This is a genomic window from Flavobacterium sp. FlaQc-47 (assembly GCF_044006475.1).
GTDB lineage: Bacteria > Bacteroidota > Bacteroidia > Flavobacteriales > Flavobacteriaceae > Flavobacterium.
Map to the genome: position 1 here is coordinate 601,713 of NZ_JBIPCQ010000002.1, position 21,713 is coordinate 623,425.

Annotated in this window: 19 protein-coding genes; 9 read left to right on the forward strand and 10 right to left on the reverse strand. The window is 33.1% G+C overall.

Annotation, left to right across the window (positions count from 1 at the left end; translation table 11 throughout):
• Position 1 precedes the first annotated feature (1 nt).
• The 3 genes from ACHRVX_RS08645 to ACHRVX_RS08655 all read right to left on the reverse strand — a co-directional run bounded on the left by ACHRVX_RS08645 (position 2) and on the right by ACHRVX_RS08655 (position 2,294).
• Positions 2–781 carry a hypothetical protein gene (locus ACHRVX_RS08645; protein WP_395331256.1) on the reverse strand — a complete coding sequence of 260 codons (780 nt, stop codon included), beginning with the start codon at positions 779–781 and terminating at the stop codon, positions 2–4.
• The gene (locus ACHRVX_RS08650) at positions 778–1,509 is read right to left on the reverse strand and encodes a hypothetical protein (protein WP_395331258.1); all 732 of its coding nucleotides are present in this window, start codon (positions 1,507–1,509) and stop codon (positions 778–780) included. The genes ACHRVX_RS08645 and ACHRVX_RS08650 overlap by 4 nt, the downstream gene beginning before the upstream one ends.
• Before the next feature lie 368 nt (positions 1,510–1,877).
• A complete protein-coding gene (locus tag ACHRVX_RS08655) occupies positions 1,878–2,294 on the reverse strand; it encodes a helix-turn-helix domain-containing protein (RefSeq protein WP_395331260.1) in 417 nt (138 codons plus the stop codon).
• A 171-nt stretch (positions 2,295–2,465) separates the two neighbouring features.
• On the opposite strand from ACHRVX_RS08655, the gene ACHRVX_RS08660 reads away from it, so the two are divergent.
• The 8 genes from ACHRVX_RS08660 to hflX all read left to right on the forward strand — a co-directional run bounded on the left by ACHRVX_RS08660 (position 2,466) and on the right by hflX (position 13,909).
• The gene (locus ACHRVX_RS08660) at positions 2,466–2,759 is read left to right on the forward strand and encodes a hypothetical protein (protein ID WP_395331262.1); all 294 of its coding nucleotides are present in this window, start codon (positions 2,466–2,468) and stop codon (positions 2,757–2,759) included.
• A gap of 236 nt (positions 2,760–2,995) precedes the next feature.
• Positions 2,996–4,066, forward strand: coding sequence for an NADH:flavin oxidoreductase/NADH oxidase (locus tag ACHRVX_RS08665; protein ID WP_395331263.1), 1,071 nt, complete (start codon positions 2,996–2,998; stop codon positions 4,064–4,066).
• 175 nt (positions 4,067–4,241) lie between these two features.
• On the forward strand, positions 4,242–5,282 hold the full coding sequence (locus tag ACHRVX_RS08670; RefSeq protein ID WP_395331264.1) for a Gfo/Idh/MocA family oxidoreductase: 1,041 nt from the start codon (positions 4,242–4,244) through the stop codon (positions 5,280–5,282).
• 473 nt (positions 5,283–5,755) lie between these two features.
• Complete coding sequence (locus ACHRVX_RS08675) at positions 5,756–6,976, forward strand: MFS transporter (RefSeq protein ID WP_395331267.1); 1,221 nt, start codon at positions 5,756–5,758, stop codon at positions 6,974–6,976.
• A gap of 287 nt (positions 6,977–7,263) precedes the next feature.
• On the forward strand, positions 7,264–10,101 hold the full coding sequence (locus tag ACHRVX_RS08680; protein WP_395331268.1) for a carboxypeptidase-like regulatory domain-containing protein: 2,838 nt from the start codon (positions 7,264–7,266) through the stop codon (positions 10,099–10,101).
• 19 nt (positions 10,102–10,120) lie between these two features.
• Positions 10,121–11,470, forward strand: a complete 1,350-nt coding sequence (locus tag ACHRVX_RS08685) for a DUF5689 domain-containing protein (protein WP_395331270.1) — start codon at positions 10,121–10,123, stop codon at positions 11,468–11,470.
• A 135-nt stretch (positions 11,471–11,605) separates the two neighbouring features.
• Positions 11,606–12,472, forward strand: a complete 867-nt coding sequence (locus tag ACHRVX_RS08690; RefSeq protein WP_395331272.1) for a hypothetical protein — start codon at positions 11,606–11,608, stop codon at positions 12,470–12,472.
• 192 nt (positions 12,473–12,664) lie between these two features.
• The gene (gene hflX / locus ACHRVX_RS08695; protein ID WP_395331273.1) at positions 12,665–13,909 is read left to right on the forward strand and encodes a GTPase HflX; all 1,245 of its coding nucleotides are present in this window, start codon (positions 12,665–12,667) and stop codon (positions 13,907–13,909) included.
• 338 nt (positions 13,910–14,247) lie between these two features.
• Here hflX and ACHRVX_RS08700 read toward each other — a convergent pair whose 3' ends face one another.
• The 6 genes from ACHRVX_RS08700 to ACHRVX_RS08725 form a co-directional block, all read right to left on the reverse strand.
• Positions 14,248–15,198 carry a DUF3078 domain-containing protein gene (locus tag ACHRVX_RS08700; RefSeq protein ID WP_395331275.1) on the reverse strand — a complete coding sequence of 317 codons (951 nt, stop codon included), beginning with the start codon at positions 15,196–15,198 and terminating at the stop codon, positions 14,248–14,250.
• A 78-nt stretch (positions 15,199–15,276) separates the two neighbouring features.
• On the reverse strand, positions 15,277–15,786 hold the full coding sequence (locus tag ACHRVX_RS08705) for a DUF2480 family protein (RefSeq protein WP_395331276.1): 510 nt from the start codon (positions 15,784–15,786) through the stop codon (positions 15,277–15,279).
• A 72-nt stretch (positions 15,787–15,858) separates the two neighbouring features.
• Entirely contained in the window at positions 15,859–16,182 is a 324-nt protein-coding gene (locus ACHRVX_RS08710; RefSeq protein WP_055097577.1) for an SUF system Fe-S cluster assembly protein, read from the reverse strand.
• A 103-nt stretch (positions 16,183–16,285) separates the two neighbouring features.
• Complete coding sequence (locus ACHRVX_RS08715; protein WP_395331279.1) at positions 16,286–16,711, reverse strand: SufE family protein; 426 nt, start codon at positions 16,709–16,711, stop codon at positions 16,286–16,288.
• A gap of 2 nt (positions 16,712–16,713) precedes the next feature.
• A complete protein-coding gene (locus ACHRVX_RS08720; protein ID WP_395331281.1) occupies positions 16,714–17,139 on the reverse strand; it encodes a hypothetical protein in 426 nt (141 codons plus the stop codon).
• Between the two features lie 10 nt (positions 17,140–17,149).
• On the reverse strand, positions 17,150–18,364 hold the full coding sequence (locus ACHRVX_RS08725) for an aminotransferase class V-fold PLP-dependent enzyme (RefSeq protein WP_395331283.1): 1,215 nt from the start codon (positions 18,362–18,364) through the stop codon (positions 17,150–17,152).
• Positions 18,365–18,586: 222 nt separating this feature from the next.
• On the opposite strand from ACHRVX_RS08725, the gene ACHRVX_RS08730 reads away from it, so the two are divergent.
• The gene (locus tag ACHRVX_RS08730; RefSeq protein WP_395331285.1) at positions 18,587–19,936 is read left to right on the forward strand and encodes a serine hydrolase domain-containing protein; all 1,350 of its coding nucleotides are present in this window, start codon (positions 18,587–18,589) and stop codon (positions 19,934–19,936) included.
• A 424-nt stretch (positions 19,937–20,360) separates the two neighbouring features.
• Here the strand turns inward: ACHRVX_RS08730 and sufD are convergent, their stop codons facing one another.
• Positions 20,361–21,677, reverse strand: coding sequence for a Fe-S cluster assembly protein SufD (gene sufD / locus ACHRVX_RS08735; protein ID WP_395331288.1), 1,317 nt, complete (start codon positions 21,675–21,677; stop codon positions 20,361–20,363).
• Between the last annotated feature and the right edge of the window lie 36 nt (positions 21,678–21,713).

Below are 21,713 nucleotides of genomic sequence, written 5' to 3' on the forward strand. Positions count from 1 at the left end.
TTTAATTTACATTTATATCAAAAGAAATAGTATCATTTTTTACTAATGTAGCTTTATCATTAAATATGTATTGAGTTATTGCTTTGATTCGGTTAAGTCCTCTTTTGGTTAAAACTTCTTCAACAACTATGCGAGTTGGTTCCTTATAAGTAATGGTTCGTTTAACCGTAGAATTCTCAATTCCTTCAGTTGCTATTTTAAAAGTCCTTTTGGTATTTGGGATATTGGCTAGTAAATAATCATATTTTATCACATCACCTACTTTTAGAGTGTCTTGAATATTAATTTTATACTTTTTTCCTCTTTCTATTTTATACTGATTTACTGGATATGTTGCATAACCATCGTACATTTTTACTGTTTTTTCATCAAACTCAATAATGAATTTAGGCTCACTAAAATCATTACACATTACATACTTTCTTATTAACCCCTCTTTATTGTAGTAAGTAGCTTCAAGATCAACTTTACTATTTTTTTTATAATAAACAGATTTAATTTTTCCATTATCATAATAGTAAGAACATATTCCTTTTGGTTCATTATCTATAAATTGACCTTCGGATATTTTAATGCCTTTTTCATTATAATTTATAAATTTACCTTGCAAGATTGTATCTCCATTTCTAATTATATATTCATTTGTTCCTAATAATTTTCCTTCCGGACTATATTCCTTTAAAACACGAAGTTTTTCATCATGAAAAAAAATATTGAATACTATTAATGCAATAAGTACAACAAAGAGCATGGCGAATGCTATTTTATATTTCTGTTTCATAATTTATTTTTTTGTTGTGCTTCTAAAATATCTCTTCTTATTTGCACATTGTTATTTGGATTTTTAGGATCATTAACAATTCGAATCATTTCAGATTTCTCTACCTCTTTTTTGTTGGCCTCTTCGATTGCAGATTTCACCGCCTTTGCTCCATTCGCACCATTATCAAAAGCATTCATCACATCATCGTTTTTATTATCTATTGTTCGTTTTCCTCCGTTTGTTCCTTTTCCTTTTGGAGTACTTGTAGTGCTGCTCTTTTCAAATGCCATTAAAACAATAAGAGCCTCAAATAGACCGCCAAAATCAATCCAGGTAACATTTCTTCCGCCTCTTGGTAAAGCACCGGGATTTTGAAACGATCCTCCGTCAGATAGTGCAATTCCTCCACTAAAAAATGATGATTTCTTTTTCTGGAAGTTATGGATGACTTCTCCGTTATAATATATTTTTTTCGTGTCTCCGTCCAATAATATTCTGTTGTTGTTACTAAAGGTTTTGCCCCAGGTATGTCCTAAATTAGAATAATGGTCAATTTGAGCTTTTCCGTCGAGCCAAATTATTTCCCCCGTTCTTTTATTTCGATACCAATCAAATGGAGTTCGTCCGTAAAAATCTACTAAACGTAATAAATCGTTGTTATAAGCTGAATATGAAGAATATTGTCCGAGATCTTCCTCTATCTTAAAATTGTCAAAAGTATGAAAGTTATCAAAGTTTTTAAACATGGCTAATTAATTTTGTAAGCTATTACTTATTTTAAGTAATGATACGTGCAAAATGATTCACCTGCAATACCGTGTTTTAGTGATTAACATAATTTTGAATAAAATAAAAAAAGAGTCGTGATTCTCTTTTTTTTAAGCTTTAAAAAAGGTTATTCTGGTTCATTAAATTTTTTAAATGTTCAATCTCGCCTTTGCCACAGGGCAATAACATTTTGGCGATCATTTAATTATTAAGTTATTGATTATTTTAAGCATATACGCAATAAAATAATAATATACAATACCGCATTTTAGTGATTAACATATTGACAAAAAACAAAAAAGAGACTCGAAAGTCTCTTTTTGTTTTAAAATATATCTTATAAAAGCTATTTCGTTTTTATGAAATTTTCTAAATATTCGATTTTATCTTTATCCGATTGTAACAAACGCTCATATAATTTTTTGTTTTCTTCGTAAGCTTCAATTAGTTTATCTAAAGGATTGAAGTTGCAAATATTTTGAGCACCTATTGGTCCCTGATTAATACTATGATCGTTAAAACTATTGAAATAGTTGATAACACCTTCATCACTATAATTTTTAATAGCTTCAATGCTAACACCTAAAACTTCGGCAATAGCATTTAATTTTTCGTCATCAACATTTTCGCTTCCTTCAATATTCGAAACAGATTGTTGGCTTACACCAATTGCAATCGCAAGAGATTCTTGTTTCATTCCACGAAGTTCTCTGATTCGGCTAATATTTCTGCCAATGTGTTTTGGTTTTGTTGCTGTGCTCATAATTCAAAGATATTTAAAAATTCTGTAAAACTTTTCTTTTGGTAAAATACAATATGTATTAGTGGCGGACAATTGTTTATAGTTCGCTACCTCAAAATCTATTGATTAGTTTTGAACCGTCAAACAAAAGTACGATTTTACTTATAATCAAAAATAACAAAACATATAATTATGGAAATCATCGAAATCAAAAAATTACAGCATCTTAGAAAAATACTTTCTTCGTATTTCAATACTTTAAAACCTGTCGATGACAAATTAGAAGTTGAAACTAAAATAAAAAAACTGGATTATTATGAGCTGGGTTGTGTTATAACCAATATGCTAAAAATGTGTGTTTTGACGTTGGAGCAAGATGCAAACAAAAGTCAATCAATAAATGTGGCTCTTATTTTAGAAATGGTGATTGAAATGTTTCCTCTAGATGAATTTGAGTTTTTAAATGAAATCAGTCAAATGAAATAGTAAATGCAGATACCATTTTAGTAATGAAAAACGGTAGTATAATTGAATCTGGAAATCACGTCAATTTGCTGGAACAAAAAGGAGAATATTACAATTTGTGGAAAAAACAAAATTTAATCTAAATGTTTGTTAATTAATAAACATTTAGATTTCTACTTTTATCAAGAAGCTTTAACTTTACTTTTTCAAACACTATTGTACTCAATAAGTAGTGTAAAATCATTAAAAGTTACAATATGGCTTCAATATTATTTTCTCCGCTTACTATAAAAAAAATTACTCTAAAAAACAGAATCGTTATTTCGCCCATGTGTCAATATTCGGCAATTGACGGATTTGCAAACGATTGGCATTTAGTTCACTTAGGCAGCCGCGCCAGCGGTGGAGCAGGTTTAATTATTCAGGAAGCAACGGCAGTTTCTCCTGAGGCAAGAATTTCTCCTTCAGACTTAGGAATCTGGAAAGACGAACATATCGAAAAACTAAAAACGATTAACGAATTTATTGTTTCTCAAAATTCAGTTCCCGGAATCCAGCTAGCACATGCAGGACGAAAAGCGAGCGTTTCGATTCCGTGGGAAGGCAATAAAAAGTTAGATTTCGCTCAAGGCGGATGGCAAACAGTTTCCGCAAGCGCAATTCCGTATCACGATGATGAACCATTTTTACCCGAAGCTTTAGACCAAAACGGAATCCAGCAAGTAATTTCAGATTTTAAAACCGCAACAAAAAGAGCCGTTCAAGCCGGATATAAAGTGATGGAAATTCACGGTGCACACGGTTATTTATTACACCAGTTTTTGTCTCCCTTAACCAACGTGAGAACAGACGAATATGGAGGAAGTTTTGAAAACAGAATCCGTTTTACATTAGAAATTGTAGCTGCTGTTCAGGAAGAATGGCCTTCAGATTTGCCTTTGTTTGTTCGAATTTCGGCTACAGATTGGGCAGAAGGCGGTTGGAATCCAGAAGAATCCGTACAACTATCGGCAATCTTAAAAGAAAAAGGAGTAGATTTAATTGACGTTTCATCAGGCGGATTAGTTTCACATCAAAAAATAGAATTAAAACCGGGTTATCAGGTTTCGTTTGCAGAGAAAGTTAAAAAAGAAGCTTCCATTTTAACCGGAGCAGTTGGCTTAATTACCGAAGCACATCAAGCCGAAACTATTTTAGAAAACAATCAGGCCGATTTAATTTTATTCGCCAGAGAATCTTTAAGAAACCCAAATTTGCCTTTAAGTTTTGCCAAAGAATTAAACGACGATATTCAATGGCCAAAACAATACGAAAGAGCTAAAAATTAAATAGCCACTGATTGTACATTAAAGAGATTTTTTAAAATAAAGGCTGCCACGAATTTCACGAATTTGCACAAATTGATTGAGCGCAAAAAGAATAAAAATTAGCGAAAATTAGTGAAATTGGTGGGAGAAAAAATCTTTTTAATTGCGGGATCTGTCTTAGAAAAAAACATACAAAATGCAAAAAATAAAAACAGCACTATTATCATACGGAATGTCAGGGAAAGTTTTTCATGCTCCGTTTTTAAATATACATCAGGGATTTGAATTATTAGGATCTTGGGAAAGAAGCAAAAAACTAATTCAGGACGATTATCCTACTGTAAAAAGTTACCCAACAATCGATGACTTATTAGCAGATGATGTTGATTTAGTAATTGTAAATACACCCGTAGGAACGCATTACGAATATGCTAAAAAAGTATTACTGGCAGGAAAACACGCCGTTGTAGAAAAAGCATTTACAACAACTGTGGCTGAAGCCGAAGAATTAGCCGCAATTGCAGCAGAAAAAGGAGTGAAATTAGCCGTTTTCCAAAACAGAAGATGGGACAGCGATTTTAAAACTGTTCAAAAAATAATTACTGAAAAAACTTTAGGAGATTTAGTAGAAGCCGAATTTCATTTTGACAGATACAATCCGTTGTTAAGTCCCAAAGCACATAAAGAAACCGTGAATGACGGAGCCGGAATACTTAAAGATTTAGGACCGCATTTAATCGATCAGGCAGTTTGTTTATTTGGTTTGCCCAAGTCTGTTTTTGCAGATATCAGGTATACCAGAGAAAATTCGGTAGTAGATGACTGGATGGATTTATTACTGATTTACGAAGATTTCAGAGTGAGATTAAAAGCCAGTTTTTTTGTCAGAGAAGCAAATCCGGCCTATACCATTCACGGTAAAAAAGGATCGTTCTTAAAACCTCGCGGAGATGTTCAGGAAGATGAATTAAAATTGGGCAAAAAACCAAACTTAGATTCCTGGGGAACAGAATCAGCATCCTTACAAGGACTTTTACATACAGAAGTTAACGGAAAAGAAATCAAGGAAAAAATCCCAACACTTCAGGGAAATTATTTCTCCTTTTTTGATGGCGTTTATGAGTCAATTGCTAACAATAAGTTAGAACCGGTTACAGCGCAAGATGGTGTAAAAGTAATGCAGATTATCGAAGCTGCAATTGCAAGTAATGAACAACGAACCGTAATTAATTTGTAAATAAAATTGCCCACGGAATATACGGATGAAACGGATTTACGCAGGTTTTTAATTCTAAATGTGTAGTAAAAAAATTAAATATCTTATATGGAGACCGTAGAGGCGCACAGAGCAGTGCGTCTCTTTTTTTTGCGTATTAATTTGCCCACTGATTAAACGGATGGAACAGATTGACGCAGGTTTTTAATTCTAAATGTGTAGCATAAAAAAAATAAGATAACCTTATTGTTTGAAACGTAAGACGCACTGCAGTGCGGCTCTACAAAAAACCTAAAAAAATCTGTGTAAAATCCGTTTCATCCGTATAATCCGTGGGCATAAAAAAACTTTGTCCCTTTGCACCTCAGAACCTTTGCCCCTTTTAAAAAAAATTATAAACATATAACGTTATAAATTTAGGAACCAGTTGGGTTTTATAGTCTTTGAAGTAGCTTTTTAGTACTTTTATGCTGTCAAACCTAAAATGCATTATTTTGATAGATTTCAATCCATTATCGCTATTCCAAACCAAAGGGAAAATCAAGAAAGTTTACAGAGAAGCAAAAGCCTCTTATTTAAACCGGATTCGTATTGCTGTAGGAATGTTTTATTTCGGGATGGGATTAAGTTTTGCAACCTGGGCAAGTAGAATTCCGGACATTAAAACTGCCTTACATTTAACCGAAGGCGATTTGGGTTCGATACTTTTTGCACTTCCAATGGGACAATTGATTATTATGCCCTTTTCAGGGAAAATGGTAACGAAGTTCGGAAGTCACAGAATTCTGGTTTTCTCCTTAATAATGTATGTTTTATGTTTGGCAAATTTAGGTTTGGCAACATCAGCATTACAATTATCCCTGGGATTATTTCTATTTGGAATCTTCGGAAATCTAGCCAACATCGCTGTCAATACTCAAGGCGTTTATACCGAAGTACTTTTCAAAAAAACAATCATGTCAGCATTTCACGGTATGTGGAGTTTTGCAGGATTTACAGGAGCTTTGGTAGGTTTAGGAATGTTGACTTTAAAACTGACACCACTTCATCATTTTTTAATTGTTGGAGGAGTTGTCCTTATAATGGTAGCTTTTAATTTTAAATTTTTGGTCAAAGCCAAAGAAAAAATAAAACATAAATCGGCTGAAAAGAAAAAGTTATTTTCAAAACCGGACAGTTCTTTACTTTGGCTTGGCGTCATAGGATTTTGCAGTATGGCCAGCGAAGGAGTAATGTTTGACTGGAGCGGGGTTTACTTTAAGGATATTGTAAAAGCACCAGGAGCGTTGGTTATTTTAGGATATACCTCTTTCATGATTATGATGGCAAGCGGAAGGTTTTTAGGTGATAATCTAATCAATAAATTTGGTCGTGAACGCGTCATGCAAATTAGCGGCGTGATGATTTCTGCCGGACTTTTCACTGCCGTTTTTCTCCCTTATATTATACCATGTACCATTGCTTTTATGGCAGTTGGTTTAGGAGTTGCAACCATTGTTCCTACCGTTTATAGTATGGCAGGAAAAAATCCAACTGTTCCGCCAGGAGAAGCATTAACGATTGTTTCCAGCGTAAGTTTCCTTGGTTTCTTAATGGGACCTCCAGTAATTGGGCATATTGCGGAGAGTTTTGGACTTCAGTTTTCTTTTGCTTTTATCGGAATCTTTGGTGTTCTGATTGCTTTTATGGTTTCTAAAATTAGAACTACGGAATAAATCATTTGCCCACTGATTAAACGGATAAAGCAGATTATCACAGATCTATTTGCTTTTAATTGATCGCTTGTCTGTAAATAAATTTTCTAAGTATAGCAGAATTAGTAAGAAATTACTTTATTAATATTTTTTGTCTATATTTGAATTTTCGAATCTATTTAATATAGAGTTTAGAATTTACCAATGTTTTCCAAAAACCAATTTTATCTTTTGATGTAAGAATCGAAATGTTTTGAATTCAAAACAATTCATTCTGAAAACTAATTATTAAAGTAAATTGGGTCTTCATGGGAAAAAATTATATGCTGTTTTTTATTTTATTGTCTTTCGGAGTTGCTTTTGCACAACAGGAAACTATTTATTCAGGAATAGTAATCGATGCAAAAACACAAAATCCTATTGAAAATGTTGTGGTAAATATCCAAAATTCTTCCGTTACACAACTCACCACTTCACAAGGAAAATTTGAATTGCGTTCTTCCATCAAAGGGCAGCAATTATTGTTGCTTCACAGTCAGGGCTATAAAGATTTGCTTCTAAAAATAAATTCAAATCCGGAACAAACGGTTAATCTTGGAATATTACAATTAGAAGATAATTTTTTAGATAATACTCCGGCAACTTTAATCACATTATTAGACAGCGATTTATCCGATGATAATAGCTCGTCTGAAATGACTTCAGGACTTTTACAATCTTCAAAAGATGCTTTTATGCAGGCTTCAGCTTTCAATTGGGGACAAGCCCGATTTAGAGTTCGCGGTTTAGACAGCGAGAATGGAACCATGATGCTTAATGGCATGGTCATGAATAAAATTTACGACGGGCGACCACAATGGAGTAATTGGGGAGGTTTAAATGATGTGCTCAGAAATCAGGAATTTTCTGTTGGAGCAGCAGCTTCAAATTTTTCCTTTGGAGGAATATTAGGAACGCAGCAAATTTCTACGCGTGCTTCAACATACAGAAAAGGAATAAGACTGTCGTTTTCCGGAAGTAACACAACTTATAATTGGCGCGCCATTGGCACATATGCTTCAGGGATGAATTCTTCCGGTTGGGCATATACAATTTCGGCGGGGAAACGTCTTGCGAATGAAGGTTATTTTGAAGGAACCACTTTTGATGCCGAGTCTTTTTTTGTAAGTATCGAAAAAAAATTGAGCAATAAACATTCCCTGAATTTTACAGGATTTTATACACCTGCTTCGCGTGGAAAAAACTCAGCGAGTACAGATGAAGTCATACAATTAACCAATGAAAAATACAATTCATATTGGGGTTTTCAGAATGGGGAAAAACGAAATGCGAGAGTAAAAAAAGTCGAAGAACCCTTGTTGATGCTAAATCATTATTTTAAAATAAATGAAAAGACAAACCTAAATTCCAGCGTAATGTATCAGTTTGGACAAGTGGGCAATAGTACAATAGATTATCAAAATGCCAATAGTCCGGATCCTGCTTATTATAGAAAATTACCCAGTTATTACACTTCACTTTATGGAAAAGATCAGGGAGAATTTTCGGGTGATTTTACTCCGGATTATATAAGTGCAGAAAAAAACAAAATTCTATTTCTTGAAAATCCCCAAATCAATTGGGATGAATTGTACCAAGCCAATCAAAAGCCAATACTAAATTTTCAAGGAGACATTACAGGATATCAACCCTCAAAAAGTCATTATGTTTTATATGAAGATCGAACAGACGACAAGACATTTGCAGCCAATACAAACCTAAATATTCAAATAACCGAAAATAGCACTTTTGATGGCGGAATCACTTTTCGGAATTTGAAATCACATCAATTTCAATCTCTTTTGGATTTGCTTGGAGGTGAATATTTTGAAGATATTGACGCATTTTATAGCGGTGATCAGGCACAATCTGATTTGCAAAAACCTAATCGCCAAGTAAAAAAAGGAGATACTTACGGCTATAATTTTAATCTTTTAGCGACTACTATTGATGCTTTTACACAGTTTAAATTCAATTATAACAAAATTGATTTTTATTTGGCACAAACTTATTCGGTTTCCAATTATCAAAGGGAAGGTTTATATCAAAATGGGATTTATCCAACATCTTCTCTTGGTAAAAGTCAAAAAGTAAATTTTGAAAATTTTGGTTTCAAAGGCGGATTTACCTATAAAATTTCAGGCAAACAATTGTTGTTTTTTAACGGAATGCATCTTACAAGAGCGCCTTCACTTCGAAATACTTTTTCAAATTCCCGCTTGAATAATTCAGTTGTTGATGGCGTTGAAAATGAAAATATCAGTAGTGCCGAAGCCAACTATATTTTGCGTTCGCCCAAACTTAAAATCAGAACAACAGTTTATTATACTTTGATAAAAAACAGTACGAAAACTTCCTTTTTCTATGCTGAAGGAATTTTTGACAGAGGTGCGAGTTACAACAATACAGATGCATTTGTAAGTCAGACTTTAACCCATTTGGACAAGAAAAATATTGGAGCAGAATTAAGTTTTGAATATCAAATTTCTTCCACGCTTAAAAGTACTTTGTCTGCCGCTTATGGCAATTATACTTATAATAGTAATCCTAATGTTTCCATAACAAATGATGCTAATGCTGCAAAAGGTGATACACAAGAAACATTTGATTTTGGAGAATCCTATCTTAAAAATTACAAGCAATCCGGTATGCCACAACAAGCATATTCAATAGGATTAGAATATAGGGATCCAAAATATTGGTGGTTAGGAGCAAACATTAATTATCTCACAGAAAGTTATATTGATGTTTCGCCCATTGCAAGAACAGCCAGGTTTTATAAAAATCCCATAAGTGGTCTTGTTTTTCCTGAAGCGACAGAACAACGGGCATCTGCTTTATTAAAACAGGAAAAGTTTGACCCTATCTCATTATTAAATATTACCGGAGGCAAATCCTGGCGTTTATCCGGAAAGTATATAGGGCTTTTTGCCAGCGTAAATAATGTATTTGATCTCACTTATAAAACAGGAGGTTTTGAACAAGCACGAAATGCCAATTTCAGGGCGCTTAATCAGGATGTTTCGAGTGGAACACCATCATTTGGTCCTAAATATTTTTATGGATACGGACGTACTTATTTCGTGAATCTTGCTATTAGTTTATAATCTTTAAAACACATTTGAAATGAAAAATAAATTTTTAATTGTCTTTTTTGCATTGTCATTCCTTATTTTTTGTGGTTGTAACAATGAAGTTGAAATTCCGAAATTAGCCTGTACACAACCTGATTTAACAATAAATCAAACGGTTCAAAAAGTAAAAGATCTTTCAGGATCAGTTCCTAAACTTTATAGTTACGATGATATAATTGAGGCTTATGTTGTTTCGAGCGATGAAGGAGGTAATTTTTTTAAGGCAATTTCTTTTCAGACTCTTGCAACGGATAAAACGCCAGCAATAGGATTTAGTATTCCCGTTGATGTTTCTAATACGTATATTGATTTTCGTGTAGGGAATAAAGTGTATATAAAGCTTAAAAATCAATTTACAGATTTGTATTTTGAAGGGATGCGAATTGGAAGTTTGTATGTAAGTAATGCCGGTGATCCAACAATTGGAAGAGTTTCCCAGAATGATTATAAAAATGTTCTGAATGCTTCATGCACAGTAATTGATGAAAACGAATTGGTTGAGTCTATTTCTATCGAAGAAGCATTAAATGATGCAAGGCTTAATACTTTGGTAGAATTAAATGATGTACAATTTGCCGAAGCAGCCATTGGACGTCATTATTTTGAAGAATCAAATAATGTTGGCGGAGCTACAAATTGGAATCTCCGTGATAAAACAGGTAATCAGATCATTTTTAGAACGAGTAGTTATGCGAGTTTTGCAGATAATCCTGTACCTGAAGGAAGCGGAAAAGTCAGAGGGGTTTTGACAAAATTTGGAACAGATTACCAATTGATGATCAGGTCAGAAAAAGATTTGGAAATGACCGGAAAAAGAACAGTTCCGTTTTTTGCCGAAGATTTTCAATCTGTAAAAAACAATGTAAATTTTGCACTTCCGGGTTGGAGTAATATCGTGGGAAAAGCTTCAAAATTATGGAAAAGCATGTTGTATGCCGGAAACGGATATGCAGAATTTAATACAACAAGTACAACAGCCGCAGAAAATATAGCTTGGCTTGTTACTCCAAAAATTAATTTAACTACTTATAAAAATGCAGTGTTTTCTTTTAGAAGTGCACAACATGACCTTAAAGTTGATTCGCCATTAAATTCTTTAGAAGTTTATATCTCCGATAATTTTGACGGCTCGAATATTACAAAAGCAAAGTGGACAAAGTTAGAAGCAAATTTGCCTTCGCTTTCAACACCAACTAGAAAGTTTATAAGTTCAGGCGGCATAGATTTATCGGCTTATTCAGGAAACGTTCATATTGCATTTAAATATATAGGTTCCGGTAAGGACAAAACATTAAATGGTGCTTTTATGGTTGATGATGTTAAAATATTTGGAGAAAAGTAACGGTTTCAATTTTTAAAAATGAAATTAAAGTGCTGATTTTTAGATGATAATTTAATAGTATATTGTTTTTGAGATTTAAACTGTTAAAATTTGATTGAATTTTGTATTTTGGTCACCCCAAATCGATACAAAAATATGAAAACCTACTTTATTGCCATCATGATGATGGTTTTTCCATGCTTGTTGCACAGTCAGGATCAAAATGCACCTGTTAGATTAAAACAAATCAATATTGTAAAAACAAATTACCAAAACTCAAAAGATGGCGAAATTGTAAATAAAACGGTTGTTTTTAAAGACGGAAAAATACAAACAATTACCACATCTGATGTTGTTCAGCATTTTTTTTACAATACAAAAGGATTGCTTGACATGACCGTCAAAGATAAGATTGGAAGCGACTGGAAAGAAGTTGTAAACTATACTTATGATGTGGATAATAACATTACAAAATTCGTTAAAAAATATCAGGAAGGTAATGACTATATTACTAAAACTGTAACTTTTGGCTACGAAGGAGCAAGAGTAAAAGTAATTACAAAAAAGAGTACAAATCACCAGAATTTAGTAGATGATATCGAATATATTGTAGAAAACGGAATCATAGTTCGACGTACATCAAGAGATAGAAACAAAGCTATTATTGGTAAAATTGAATACGTTTATGTGAATGACAATGTAATAAAACATAAAGGTCTTGTAGGAGATAAAATATCTAAAACATATACTTTTGATGATAAAAAATCTGTTGACCAACTGATTGTTCAAAGCTTGTTTGGCGATAATTATAAAATTATCGTTCCAATGATTTCTTATCATGAAGAAGAGTTTAGTTTCGAAGCGATCTCCTATAATAATGAAATGAACTTTAGTCCATCATCTACAGTTTTAGTTGGTGTGAGCAGAAAGTTTAAATACAATAAATTAAACTATCCAATTTCTTGTTCTCAAATTGAAGAAAACGGAATTGTAAAAACAGAAAAGACTTTTATTTACGAATAAAATTCACTCTTTTTAGGTACTTGAAACCATTTAGAAATTAAGTTTTGTAAAGATTAAAATCTAACAATTCATAATGTTCTAAATGGTTTGGTTTTTTATAGCAATACTATTTTTTTTAAATAGAACTTAAAAAAGAAATTCTATAAGCGTTAGTACCTTACAAATCATTAAATTTGCACCTTATTCAAAGCTATGATAGAAAAAGAAATTATAAATTTTGAGAGAACTGCCATTGTTGGTATCGTAACTCAAAATCAAAGTGAAGAAAAACTTAACGAATATCTTGATGAATTAGAGTTTTTGACTTTTACCGCAGGCGGTGAAGTTATCAAACGCTTTTCTCAAAAAATGGAACGCCCAAATCCGAAGACTTTTGTTGGAACAGGGAAAATTGAAGAAATCAATCTTTTTGTAAAAGAAAACGACATATCGACTTTAGTTTTTGATGATGAATTATCACCTTCACAACAAAAAAATATATCTAAAATTATAGATTGTAAAATCTTAGACAGAACGCACCTTATCCTGGATATTTTTGCTCAAAGAGCTGAAACATCTTATGCAAGAACGCAGGTAGAATTAGCGCAATGTCAGTATTTGTTGCCTAGACTTTCTGGTATGTGGACTCACCTTGAACGTCAAAAAGGGGGTATTGGAATGCGTGGACCCGGAGAAACTGAGATTGAAACAGACAGACGTATTGTTCGTGACCGAATTGCACTCTTAAAAGAGAAAATAAAAACGATCGACAAGCAAATGGGCGTGCAACGCAGTAATCGTGGTGCAATGGTTCGTGTGGCTCTCGTAGGATATACAAATGTTGGTAAATCGACATTGATGAATGCAGTTGGTAAAAGTGATGTTTTTGTTGAGAATAAATTATTCGCAACTCTTGATACAACGGTTCGAAAAGTGGTGATTAAAAACTTGCCTTTCCTGCTTTCAGACACAGTAGGTTTTATTAGAAAATTGCCGACACAATTGGTAGATTCTTTTAAAAGTACACTTGATGAGGTTCGTGAAGCCGATTTGCTATTGCATGTAGTAGATATTTCGCATCCTGATTTTGAAGATCATATTGAGTCTGTAAATAAGACTTTGTTAGAAATCAAAAGTAATGATAAACCAACAATTATGGTTTTTAATAAAATTGACGCCTATAAACATTTGACAATTGACGAAGATGATTTGATTACTGAAAAGACAAGAAAACATTACACGCTTGAGGAATGGAAACAAACCTGGATGAGCAATGTTGGGCAGAGTAAGGCATTATTTATTTCGGCTACGCAAAAAGAAAACTTTGAGGAATTCAGAGAAGTAGTTTACGAAGCAGTTCGTCAGATTCATATCACCAGATTTCCTTACAATAAGTTTTTGTATCCTGATTATAAAGATGCAATCGAAAAAGAAGAAGAAGAAGAGGAGCAGGAATAAATTAATTTACCGCAAAGAGCGCTAAGATTATATTAAATATCTTCATAAAACAAAAAGTTCGCAAAGCTAAATCTATATAGCTTTGCGAACTTTGTTTTTTATAAAGCCGATATAAAAAGGTATTTGCTTGCTCTTATGTTTATTCATTTAATTTGTAAACTGAAATGTTTTAATCTCGAAAAGACGCAGATTATCAAAGCTTTAAGCTTGTGTTAGTAGGATTAATTTTGCTAAGATGCACAAGTCATCCATAATGTAATCTTTGCGTCCTTGCGTCTTTGCGCTATTATTTGAGCGCAGTAAAAAAACCTTCCGTTTGCGGTAAAGTATAATTGATTTTAGAATCCAAAATTAATCCCTAAACCAAAAACTTCCCTGGTTTGAAAACCACTAAAAGCATTATCATCATAAATCGTCTGAAAAGATAAATTAGCAGATAAAAATTTATTCACTTTCATGATAATGTTTAGCGAGTAATTGATATCTACATTTTGTGGATCTTCTAAATAATTAGAATAAAGATTCAAGGTATTTTCTGCAGTTACGTTTGTCATTATCGCTAATTTGTAATAAACAGAAGCATAGAAACCCAATTCATAGCGCATAGTTTTATTAGCATCTACACCAAAATAATCGCCATCAACATACGGTAAGCCAGTCGCCTGATCGATTCCGGCTGTATAAGCACCGTCAACAAAAGTGAATTTGGAGGTTAATGGAGCAAAGTTTATTTTTAAATTATCGTCTTTTGTCCAGTAAATACCGGGACCGGTCGTGAGATAACCCGGAGACATGAATTGTGTATTTTCTGTTCTGATTTCTTTTCCGTTCTCATCTTTTCCATACAAATAACCTGTTGAAAATTGAGTTCTGAAATTCAGGAAATAAGAATAATACCATTGACCGAAAGCTCTTTTACCTACAATTGAATTGAATTCCAAACGGTCATCAGTCTTTTTTTCATAGTCGGCATTTTTAGTTTGTAAAAGCCCGTAAGAAGCCAGAACTTTATTATCCCAGGTAACATCGTCTTTTTTGTAATTGAAATCGTAGTTGATTCCCAACGTTCCTGAGAAACTGTCTTCACCACCGGCAATCCAATTGTTGAAGCTCGATTGGTTTAGTAAAAGAGAAACTGTTCCTTTTGCTTTCCAGCCTTCATCTTCAATCGTATCGTTTATTTTCTTTACTGCTTTCTCCGTATTCTGAATTAATTCTTTTTCTGAATTTTGGGCTTGAACAAAAGTTAAGTTCGCTAAAATAAAAAGTAATAACGTTAGCTTTCTCATGGTATATAGTTTAAATGTGTAAGAACAAATATACTAAAAACCGTTATAAGGATTGGGATTATTGACTCTAAAAGAAAGTTATTTCTTAGCTTCTTTGTATAAAGGTACTGCTGAACAAGCTTCTCCGTACATAATACTTCTTGCAAAAGGCTGTAGATAAGTTGCGGCTAAAATATAGGCTCGTGTTGGAACTGGCTTTTTTGAACAGCCTTTTATAATAACAGGTTTGCCTTTGTATTCTGAATAATCAAGATTGCTTAAAAGCTCTTCATATAAAGAGGCATCTAAATCTTCTATTGTCCCGTTAACGACTTTTTTTGCGTAAGGTGCTAATTGAATCGCAACTAAAATCGAAGACCAGGCAGGAACGATTGCATCTGTACTGCAATTTATCGCTACATATTGATCTTGATATTGTGACCAATCGTGATTTTTTAAATGTTCTCTAAAGTCTTTTTCTTTTAATAGAAAACCTTCTAAAAGCCATTGCGAAATGTCAATTTGTACACGCATTCCTTTTGGATAATAATCCTCAAGATCAAAAACTTCTAAGGCACTATTGGCAACTTTATTGATAATTTCTTCCATATGAAAAGTTAGTTTCAAGTTTCAGGTTTCAAGTTGCTGGAACGTGAAACCTGAAACTTGAAACAAATTTTATTAAAGCATTCCTAATTCTAATTTTGCTTCTTCACTCATTAAATCTTTACTCCAGGGCGGATCGAAAGTAATCTCAACATCAACATCTTTAATGTTTTCGATTGTTTTTACTTTTTCTTCCACTTCTCTTGGTAAACTTTCCGCAACCGGGCAGTTTGGAGAGGTTAATGTCATCAGGATTTTTACTTCGTAATCAGTATTTACCATTACGTCATAAATCAACCCTAATTCATAAATATCAACAGGAATCTCTGGATCATAAATGCTTTTTAAAACTTTTACAATTGATTCTCCTAATTCGTTTGTGTCTATTTCTTGTTCCATATTTTTTTGTTTTTGTTTTTTTGCCACGAATTTCACAAATTTCGCGAATAAGTATTTGTCTTAAAAATTCGTGATAATTCGTGAAATTCGTGGCGAAAGAAATTTAATTCTTATTTTTTGCGTCAAAAGCCAAAGCGTACATTTTGATATTTTTAATCATCGAAACCAATCCATTTGCACGAGTGGCAGACAAATGTTCTTTTAATCCAATGTCGTCAATAAACTGAGTGTCGGCATTTATAATATCTGCTGCTTTTTGATTAGAGAAAGCACGGATTAAAATGGCAATAATTCCTTTTGTTAAAATTGCATCACTATCTGCAGTAAATACAATTTTATCATCATTTTGTTCACCCTGCAGCCAAACTTTTGATTGACAGCCTTTGATTAAATTCTCTTCTGTCTTGTATTCTTCTTTGATTAACGGAAGACTTTTTCCCAGTTCGATGATGTATTCATAACGTTGCATCCAATCATCAAACATCGAGAATTCGTCTATTATTTCGTTTTGTATCTCTTTTATTGTCATAATTATTCTTTCGTAAAATCAACAAGTAAATTTACTAATTTTTCTATTTCCTTTGGAGGATAACCATTGTCGAAACCTTGCGTTTCATATGTTTTTTGATTCTGAACCACCTTTAAATTTCCAATGGCAGCACCGTCATAAAAACGTTTTTCAGTTGGAGCTTTTAAAGTTGGAATACTTTCAACATTAATTTTTGAAAATTCGGCTACAATCTGTTTCCATTTTGCATCGCTTATTTTGGTTTTAACCGGTTCAGTATTTTTTCCATTGATAACAGAAACTGTCTTATTTTCAACAATTACCTTTTTGTAAAAACCACGAGAAACCGCAGAATATTCCATTTGTATTGCCGTCATATCGTTTGCTTTTTGGCTTGAACAGCTCGTTCCAATAATAATAGTAAGCAGTAATAAAGATAATATTCTCATAATTTGTTTTTTAACTTAACATGGTTTTCGCCTTCTTAACCGCTTCAATCATTACATCAATTTCTTCTATAGTATTGTAGAAAGAAAATGAAGCACGAATGGTTCCGGGAATACAGAAAAAGGTCATAATAGGCTGAGCACAATGGTGCCCTGTTCTAACTGCAATTCCTAATTTGTCAATAATTGAACCAATATCATAAGGATGAATCCCATCGATATTAAACGAAACTACAGAAGCTTTATTTTTTCCGGTTCCGTAAATTTTCAAACCTTCAATTTCCAATAAACGTTTTGTAGCGTGTTCTAATAATTTTTCTTCTTGCTTTTGAATATTATGAAAACCAATATTGTTTAAATAATCAACAGCTGTTCCTAAAACAATTCCACCGGCGATATTTGGTGTTCCGGCTTCAAATTTATGAGGAAGATCAGCATAAGTCGTTTTCTCGAAAGTAACTTCTTTAATCATTTCTCCACCACCTTGATAGGGAGGAAGTTTGTTAAGCCACTCTTCTTTACCATATAAAATTCCGGTTCCTGTGGGACCGCACATTTTGTGTCCTGAAAAAGCATAGAAATCACAATCTAAATCCTGAACGTCAGGTTTTAAATGCGGAACTGCCTGCGCGCCATCAATTAAAACTGCAGCGCCAACAGCGTGTGCTTTTTCAATGATATATTTGATAGGATTTATAATTCCTAATGCGTTTGAAATATGATTTACGGTTACGACTTTGGTTTTTTCTGAAAGTAAAGCTTCAAAAGCTTCCATAATCAATTCACCATCCTCGTTCATCGGAATAACTCTAAGAGTTGCTCCGGTTTTCTCACACAACATTTGCCAGGGTACAATATTACTATGATGTTCTAAAGAAGAAACAATTACTTCGTCACCAGGTTTTAAAATAGAAGCAAAACCGTTAGTAACTAAATTAATTCCGTGAGTTGTTCCGGAAGTAAAAAGTACTTCGTGAGAAAACTTAGCATTAATATGATGTTGGATTTTTACCCTTGAAATCTCATATGCGTCAGTTGCTAATTGACTTAATGTGTGAACGCCGCGATGAATATTCGCGTTTATTTCCTGATAATATTTCGCCTCGGCATCGATCACAATTTGTGGTTTTTGCGAGGTTGCTCCGTTATCGAAATATACCAAAGGTTTTCCGTTTACTTTTTCCGAAAGTATCGGAAATTCAGCTCTTATTTTTTGGATGTCTAACATGTCTTATTTAGAAAAATTCTATTTACAAAAGTACTAAAACTAAATTGGTTTACCCATCAAAACTATAATTTCCTTTTATGATACTATCAGTCGAAGGTGTAAATATTGATTCTGCAAAATTAATTGTGTTTTGTAAATTATGTCGAATTCACAATGTGAAATAGATGTTAAATTGTTGCGCATAAATTATTTATATTGCAGTAAAATTATCTTGTAAAGAATATGAAAAAAATCATCAAATTACTTGCGCTTGTTATACTGATTGTAGTTTTTTATTTTGGATTTACCACTTATCCAAAGCTGGAATTAATTTCCGGCTTCTCGGCCAAAAGTATTGCTTCGGGGCATTTTTTAGATCATAGATCGAAAGAATTAATAGAGAAAAGCGATAATGATATTCCCTTAATGGAATTAGCGACTAATACAATCGATGAAGCCGGAAAATTTGCGACATCTTCGGTTTACGGTTTAAAAGAAAGAAAAGCAATTTATCGTGAAGGTTTAGGTGCTACTTTAATTGATGATGATTACGATATTACGAAACCATATTTGCTTCCAAAACGAACCAAATTGATAAATAATCTAGCTTTTCCGTATGGGAATAATGAACCAAAAGACACATTGTTTTCCAATGTTGATTATTCGAAATTAAAAAAAGCAGTCGATGATTCATTTGATAAAAAAGGAGGAAAAGCAAAGCGTACACGTGCCGTTGTGGTTTTGTATAAAGATAAATTGATTGTAGAACAATATGATACAGGTTTTAATAAAGAGAGTAAAATTTTAGGGTGGTCGATGACAAAGAGTATCGTGAATTCTGCTTTTGGAGTTTTATCAAAACAAGGAAAAATCGATATTTATAAACCTGCACCAATCGCCGAATGGAAAAATGATGAACGTAAAATTATCACGATAAATGATTTGCTGCACATGAATTCCGGTTTAGAATGGGAAGAGAATTACAGCAAAATTTGTGATGCCACAATAATGCTTTTTCAATCCGGAGATATGGCAAAAATACAACGCGAAAAACCGGCAGAATTTAAACCCGATACTCATTGGAATTATTCTTCCGGAACATCAAACTTATTATCGGGAATTTTAAAAAGTCAGTTTAAGACCCAACAGGAATATCTTGATTTTTGGTATGGTGCAGTAATCGATAAAATTGGAATGAATTCGATGATTGTCGAACAAGATATGGCAGGAACTTTTGTAGGGTCATCATATGCGTGGGCAACAGCTCGTGATTGGTCAAAATTTGGATTATTATACTTGCATAAAGGAAACTGGAACGGAGAACAAATCCTTGATGAAAGCTGGGTAAAATATACGGCAACGCCTACGAATACATCTGACGGAAAATATGGAGCGCAATTTTGGCTGAATGCAGGAGGCAAATTTCCGGATGTGCCTCGTGATATGTTTTACTGTATGGGATATCAAGGGCAAATGGTGGCTATTATTCCGTCTCTTGATATGGTAATTGTACGAATGGGACTGAAAGAAGATGATCAGGGATTTGATTTTAATGAGTTTTTGAAGGGGATAATTGATAGTGTGAAGAAATAATCTAATGGAATATCTTGAAATAAGAAGAATTGTATTATTGTCAATTCAAAAAGCACTATTAGGAATGATATATCCTGAAAATTAGAGCTATTGCGGTTAGATTTGAAGGATTATGAAAACTAACTGTGATTTATTATCTGGACAGAGAGCCTAATAGTGACGATTTTGAAAATATTAGTGATGTAACAGCAGAGGTTTTAGCAGATATTAATTTTTCTGAAGTAGAAGAAAAATGTTTTCTTTCTGATGAAATAATTGCTAAGCTTAATAATCTAGATTCATGGGTTTACGTAAGAAAAGAAAACTGATGCGCAATCCCGATAAACTATCAGGAGCAAGGATATAAAACCGCAAAGTTCGCAAAGCTTATATAAAAACTTTGCGAACCTTGCGTAAATCTTAGCGAACCTTGCGGTTAAGCTTATTACAAATCAAATCCTAAATTCACGCCTAATTTCATGGCAATGATTTTAGTAATACGTTGTTTTAATTCCGGTATTTTTATGCTTTCGATAACAGCATTTGAAAATGCGTACATTAATAAAGCTTTAGCTTCTTTTTTAGGGATTCCGCGTGATTGCATGTAGAACATTGCTGTTTCATCTAATTGTCCTATGGTACAACCGTGAGAACATTTAACATCATCAGCAAAAATTTCTAATTGTGGTTTTGCGTTAATAGTAGCTTTGTCACTCAATAAAATATTATTGCTTTTTTGGAAAGCATTTGTTTTTTGAGCTTCTCTTTCTACCAATACTTTTCCGTTGAAAACCCCTGTTGAGCGATCAGAAAAAATTCCTTTATAATCCTGGAAACTTTCACAATTTGGCGTTGAATGTTTTACTAAAGTATAATGATCAACGTGTTGTTTATCACTTAGAATAGTAATTCCGTTAAGCGTACTTGTTAATCTTTCACCATAATGATAAAAGTTTAAGTTGTTACGGGTCAGGTTTCCTCCAAATGAGAATGTGTGTACAGATGCGTGGCTTTCTTGTTGTTGAGAAACATAAGTGTTGTCAACTAAGTTCGCTTCGCTATTGTCGTTTTGAATTTTGTAATAATCAATAATGGCACGTTTTTGAGCAAAAATCTCTGTAACCGAATTGGTTAAAACAGGATTTTCATTCAAACTTTGGTGACGCTCGATAATTTGAACATGTGAATTTTCACCCACAATAACTAAATTTCTTGGCTGAACCATTAAAGCTGCTTCATTTCCTGTTGAGAAATACATAATCTCAATAGGTTTATCTGCTACTTTCTTTTTAGGAATATTGATAAAAGCTCCTTCACTTGCAAATGCAGTATTCAACGTAGTCAAACTTTCGTCTTTGCTTGCAATTTGATTGAAGTAAGTATCAATTACCATTTTATATTTTGGTTTGGTCAATGCCGATGACATTAGGCAAACGTCGATTCCGTCATGCGTAGTAGAAGACAAATGCGAACTAAAAACGCCATCGATAAACACTAATTTATAAGTGTCAATTTCATGTAAAAAGTATTTTTTTACCTGATTAAATTCGATTGCATTCTCTGCTTTTGGAAAAACCGTAAAGTCATTTTTTAAGATGGCATTTAGCGATGTATATTTCCAAGCTTCTTCTTTTTTGGTTGGGAAACCTTTATTTTCAAAGTTTTTTAAGGCATTGGTGCGAATATCATGTAAATCTGAATGTACATCGACACGCTCTTCAAAAGCCATAAAAGACGATACTAATTTTTCTTTTAAATCCATTGTTCTTTTTTAGTCTTAAAGTCGAAAGTCGAAAGT

What these genes read in the sequence shown, in the direction of transcription:
- hflX (WP_395331273.1), top strand. Translation starts at nt 12,665, where the DNA reads ATGATAGAAAAAGAAATTATAAATTTTGAGAGAACTGCCATTGTTGGT.
- ACHRVX_RS08730 (WP_395331285.1), top strand. Translation starts at nt 18,587, where the DNA reads ATGAAAAAAATCATCAAATTACTTGCGCTTGTTATACTGATTGTAGTT.
- ACHRVX_RS08670 (WP_395331264.1), top strand. Translation starts at nt 4,242, where the DNA reads ATGCAAAAAATAAAAACAGCACTATTATCATACGGAATGTCAGGGAAA.
- ACHRVX_RS08685 (WP_395331270.1), top strand. Translation starts at nt 10,121, where the DNA reads ATGAAAAATAAATTTTTAATTGTCTTTTTTGCATTGTCATTCCTTATT.
- ACHRVX_RS08660 (WP_395331262.1), top strand. Translation starts at nt 2,466, where the DNA reads ATGGAAATCATCGAAATCAAAAAATTACAGCATCTTAGAAAAATACTT.
- ACHRVX_RS08680 (WP_395331268.1), top strand. Translation starts at nt 7,264, where the DNA reads ATGGGAAAAAATTATATGCTGTTTTTTATTTTATTGTCTTTCGGAGTT.
- ACHRVX_RS08665 (WP_395331263.1), top strand. Translation starts at nt 2,996, where the DNA reads ATGGCTTCAATATTATTTTCTCCGCTTACTATAAAAAAAATTACTCTA.
- ACHRVX_RS08705 (WP_395331276.1), bottom strand. Translation starts at nt 15,786, where the DNA reads ATGGAAGAAATTATCAATAAAGTTGCCAATAGTGCCTTAGAAGTTTTT.
- ACHRVX_RS08690 (WP_395331272.1), top strand. Translation starts at nt 11,606, where the DNA reads ATGAAAACCTACTTTATTGCCATCATGATGATGGTTTTTCCATGCTTG.
- sufD (WP_395331288.1), bottom strand. Translation starts at nt 21,677, where the DNA reads ATGGATTTAAAAGAAAAATTAGTATCGTCTTTTATGGCTTTTGAAGAG.
- ACHRVX_RS08725 (WP_395331283.1), bottom strand. Translation starts at nt 18,364, where the DNA reads ATGTTAGACATCCAAAAAATAAGAGCTGAATTTCCGATACTTTCGGAA.
- ACHRVX_RS08650 (WP_395331258.1), bottom strand. Translation starts at nt 1,509, where the DNA reads ATGTTTAAAAACTTTGATAACTTTCATACTTTTGACAATTTTAAGATA.
- ACHRVX_RS08720 (WP_395331281.1), bottom strand. Translation starts at nt 17,139, where the DNA reads ATGAGAATATTATCTTTATTACTGCTTACTATTATTATTGGAACGAGC.
- ACHRVX_RS08645 (WP_395331256.1), bottom strand. Translation starts at nt 781, where the DNA reads ATGAAACAGAAATATAAAATAGCATTCGCCATGCTCTTTGTTGTACTT.
- ACHRVX_RS08655 (WP_395331260.1), bottom strand. Translation starts at nt 2,294, where the DNA reads ATGAGCACAGCAACAAAACCAAAACACATTGGCAGAAATATTAGCCGA.
- ACHRVX_RS08715 (WP_395331279.1), bottom strand. Translation starts at nt 16,711, where the DNA reads ATGACAATAAAAGAGATACAAAACGAAATAATAGACGAATTCTCGATG.
- ACHRVX_RS08700 (WP_395331275.1), bottom strand. Translation starts at nt 15,198, where the DNA reads ATGAGAAAGCTAACGTTATTACTTTTTATTTTAGCGAACTTAACTTTT.
- ACHRVX_RS08710 (WP_055097577.1), bottom strand. Translation starts at nt 16,182, where the DNA reads ATGGAACAAGAAATAGACACAAACGAATTAGGAGAATCAATTGTAAAA.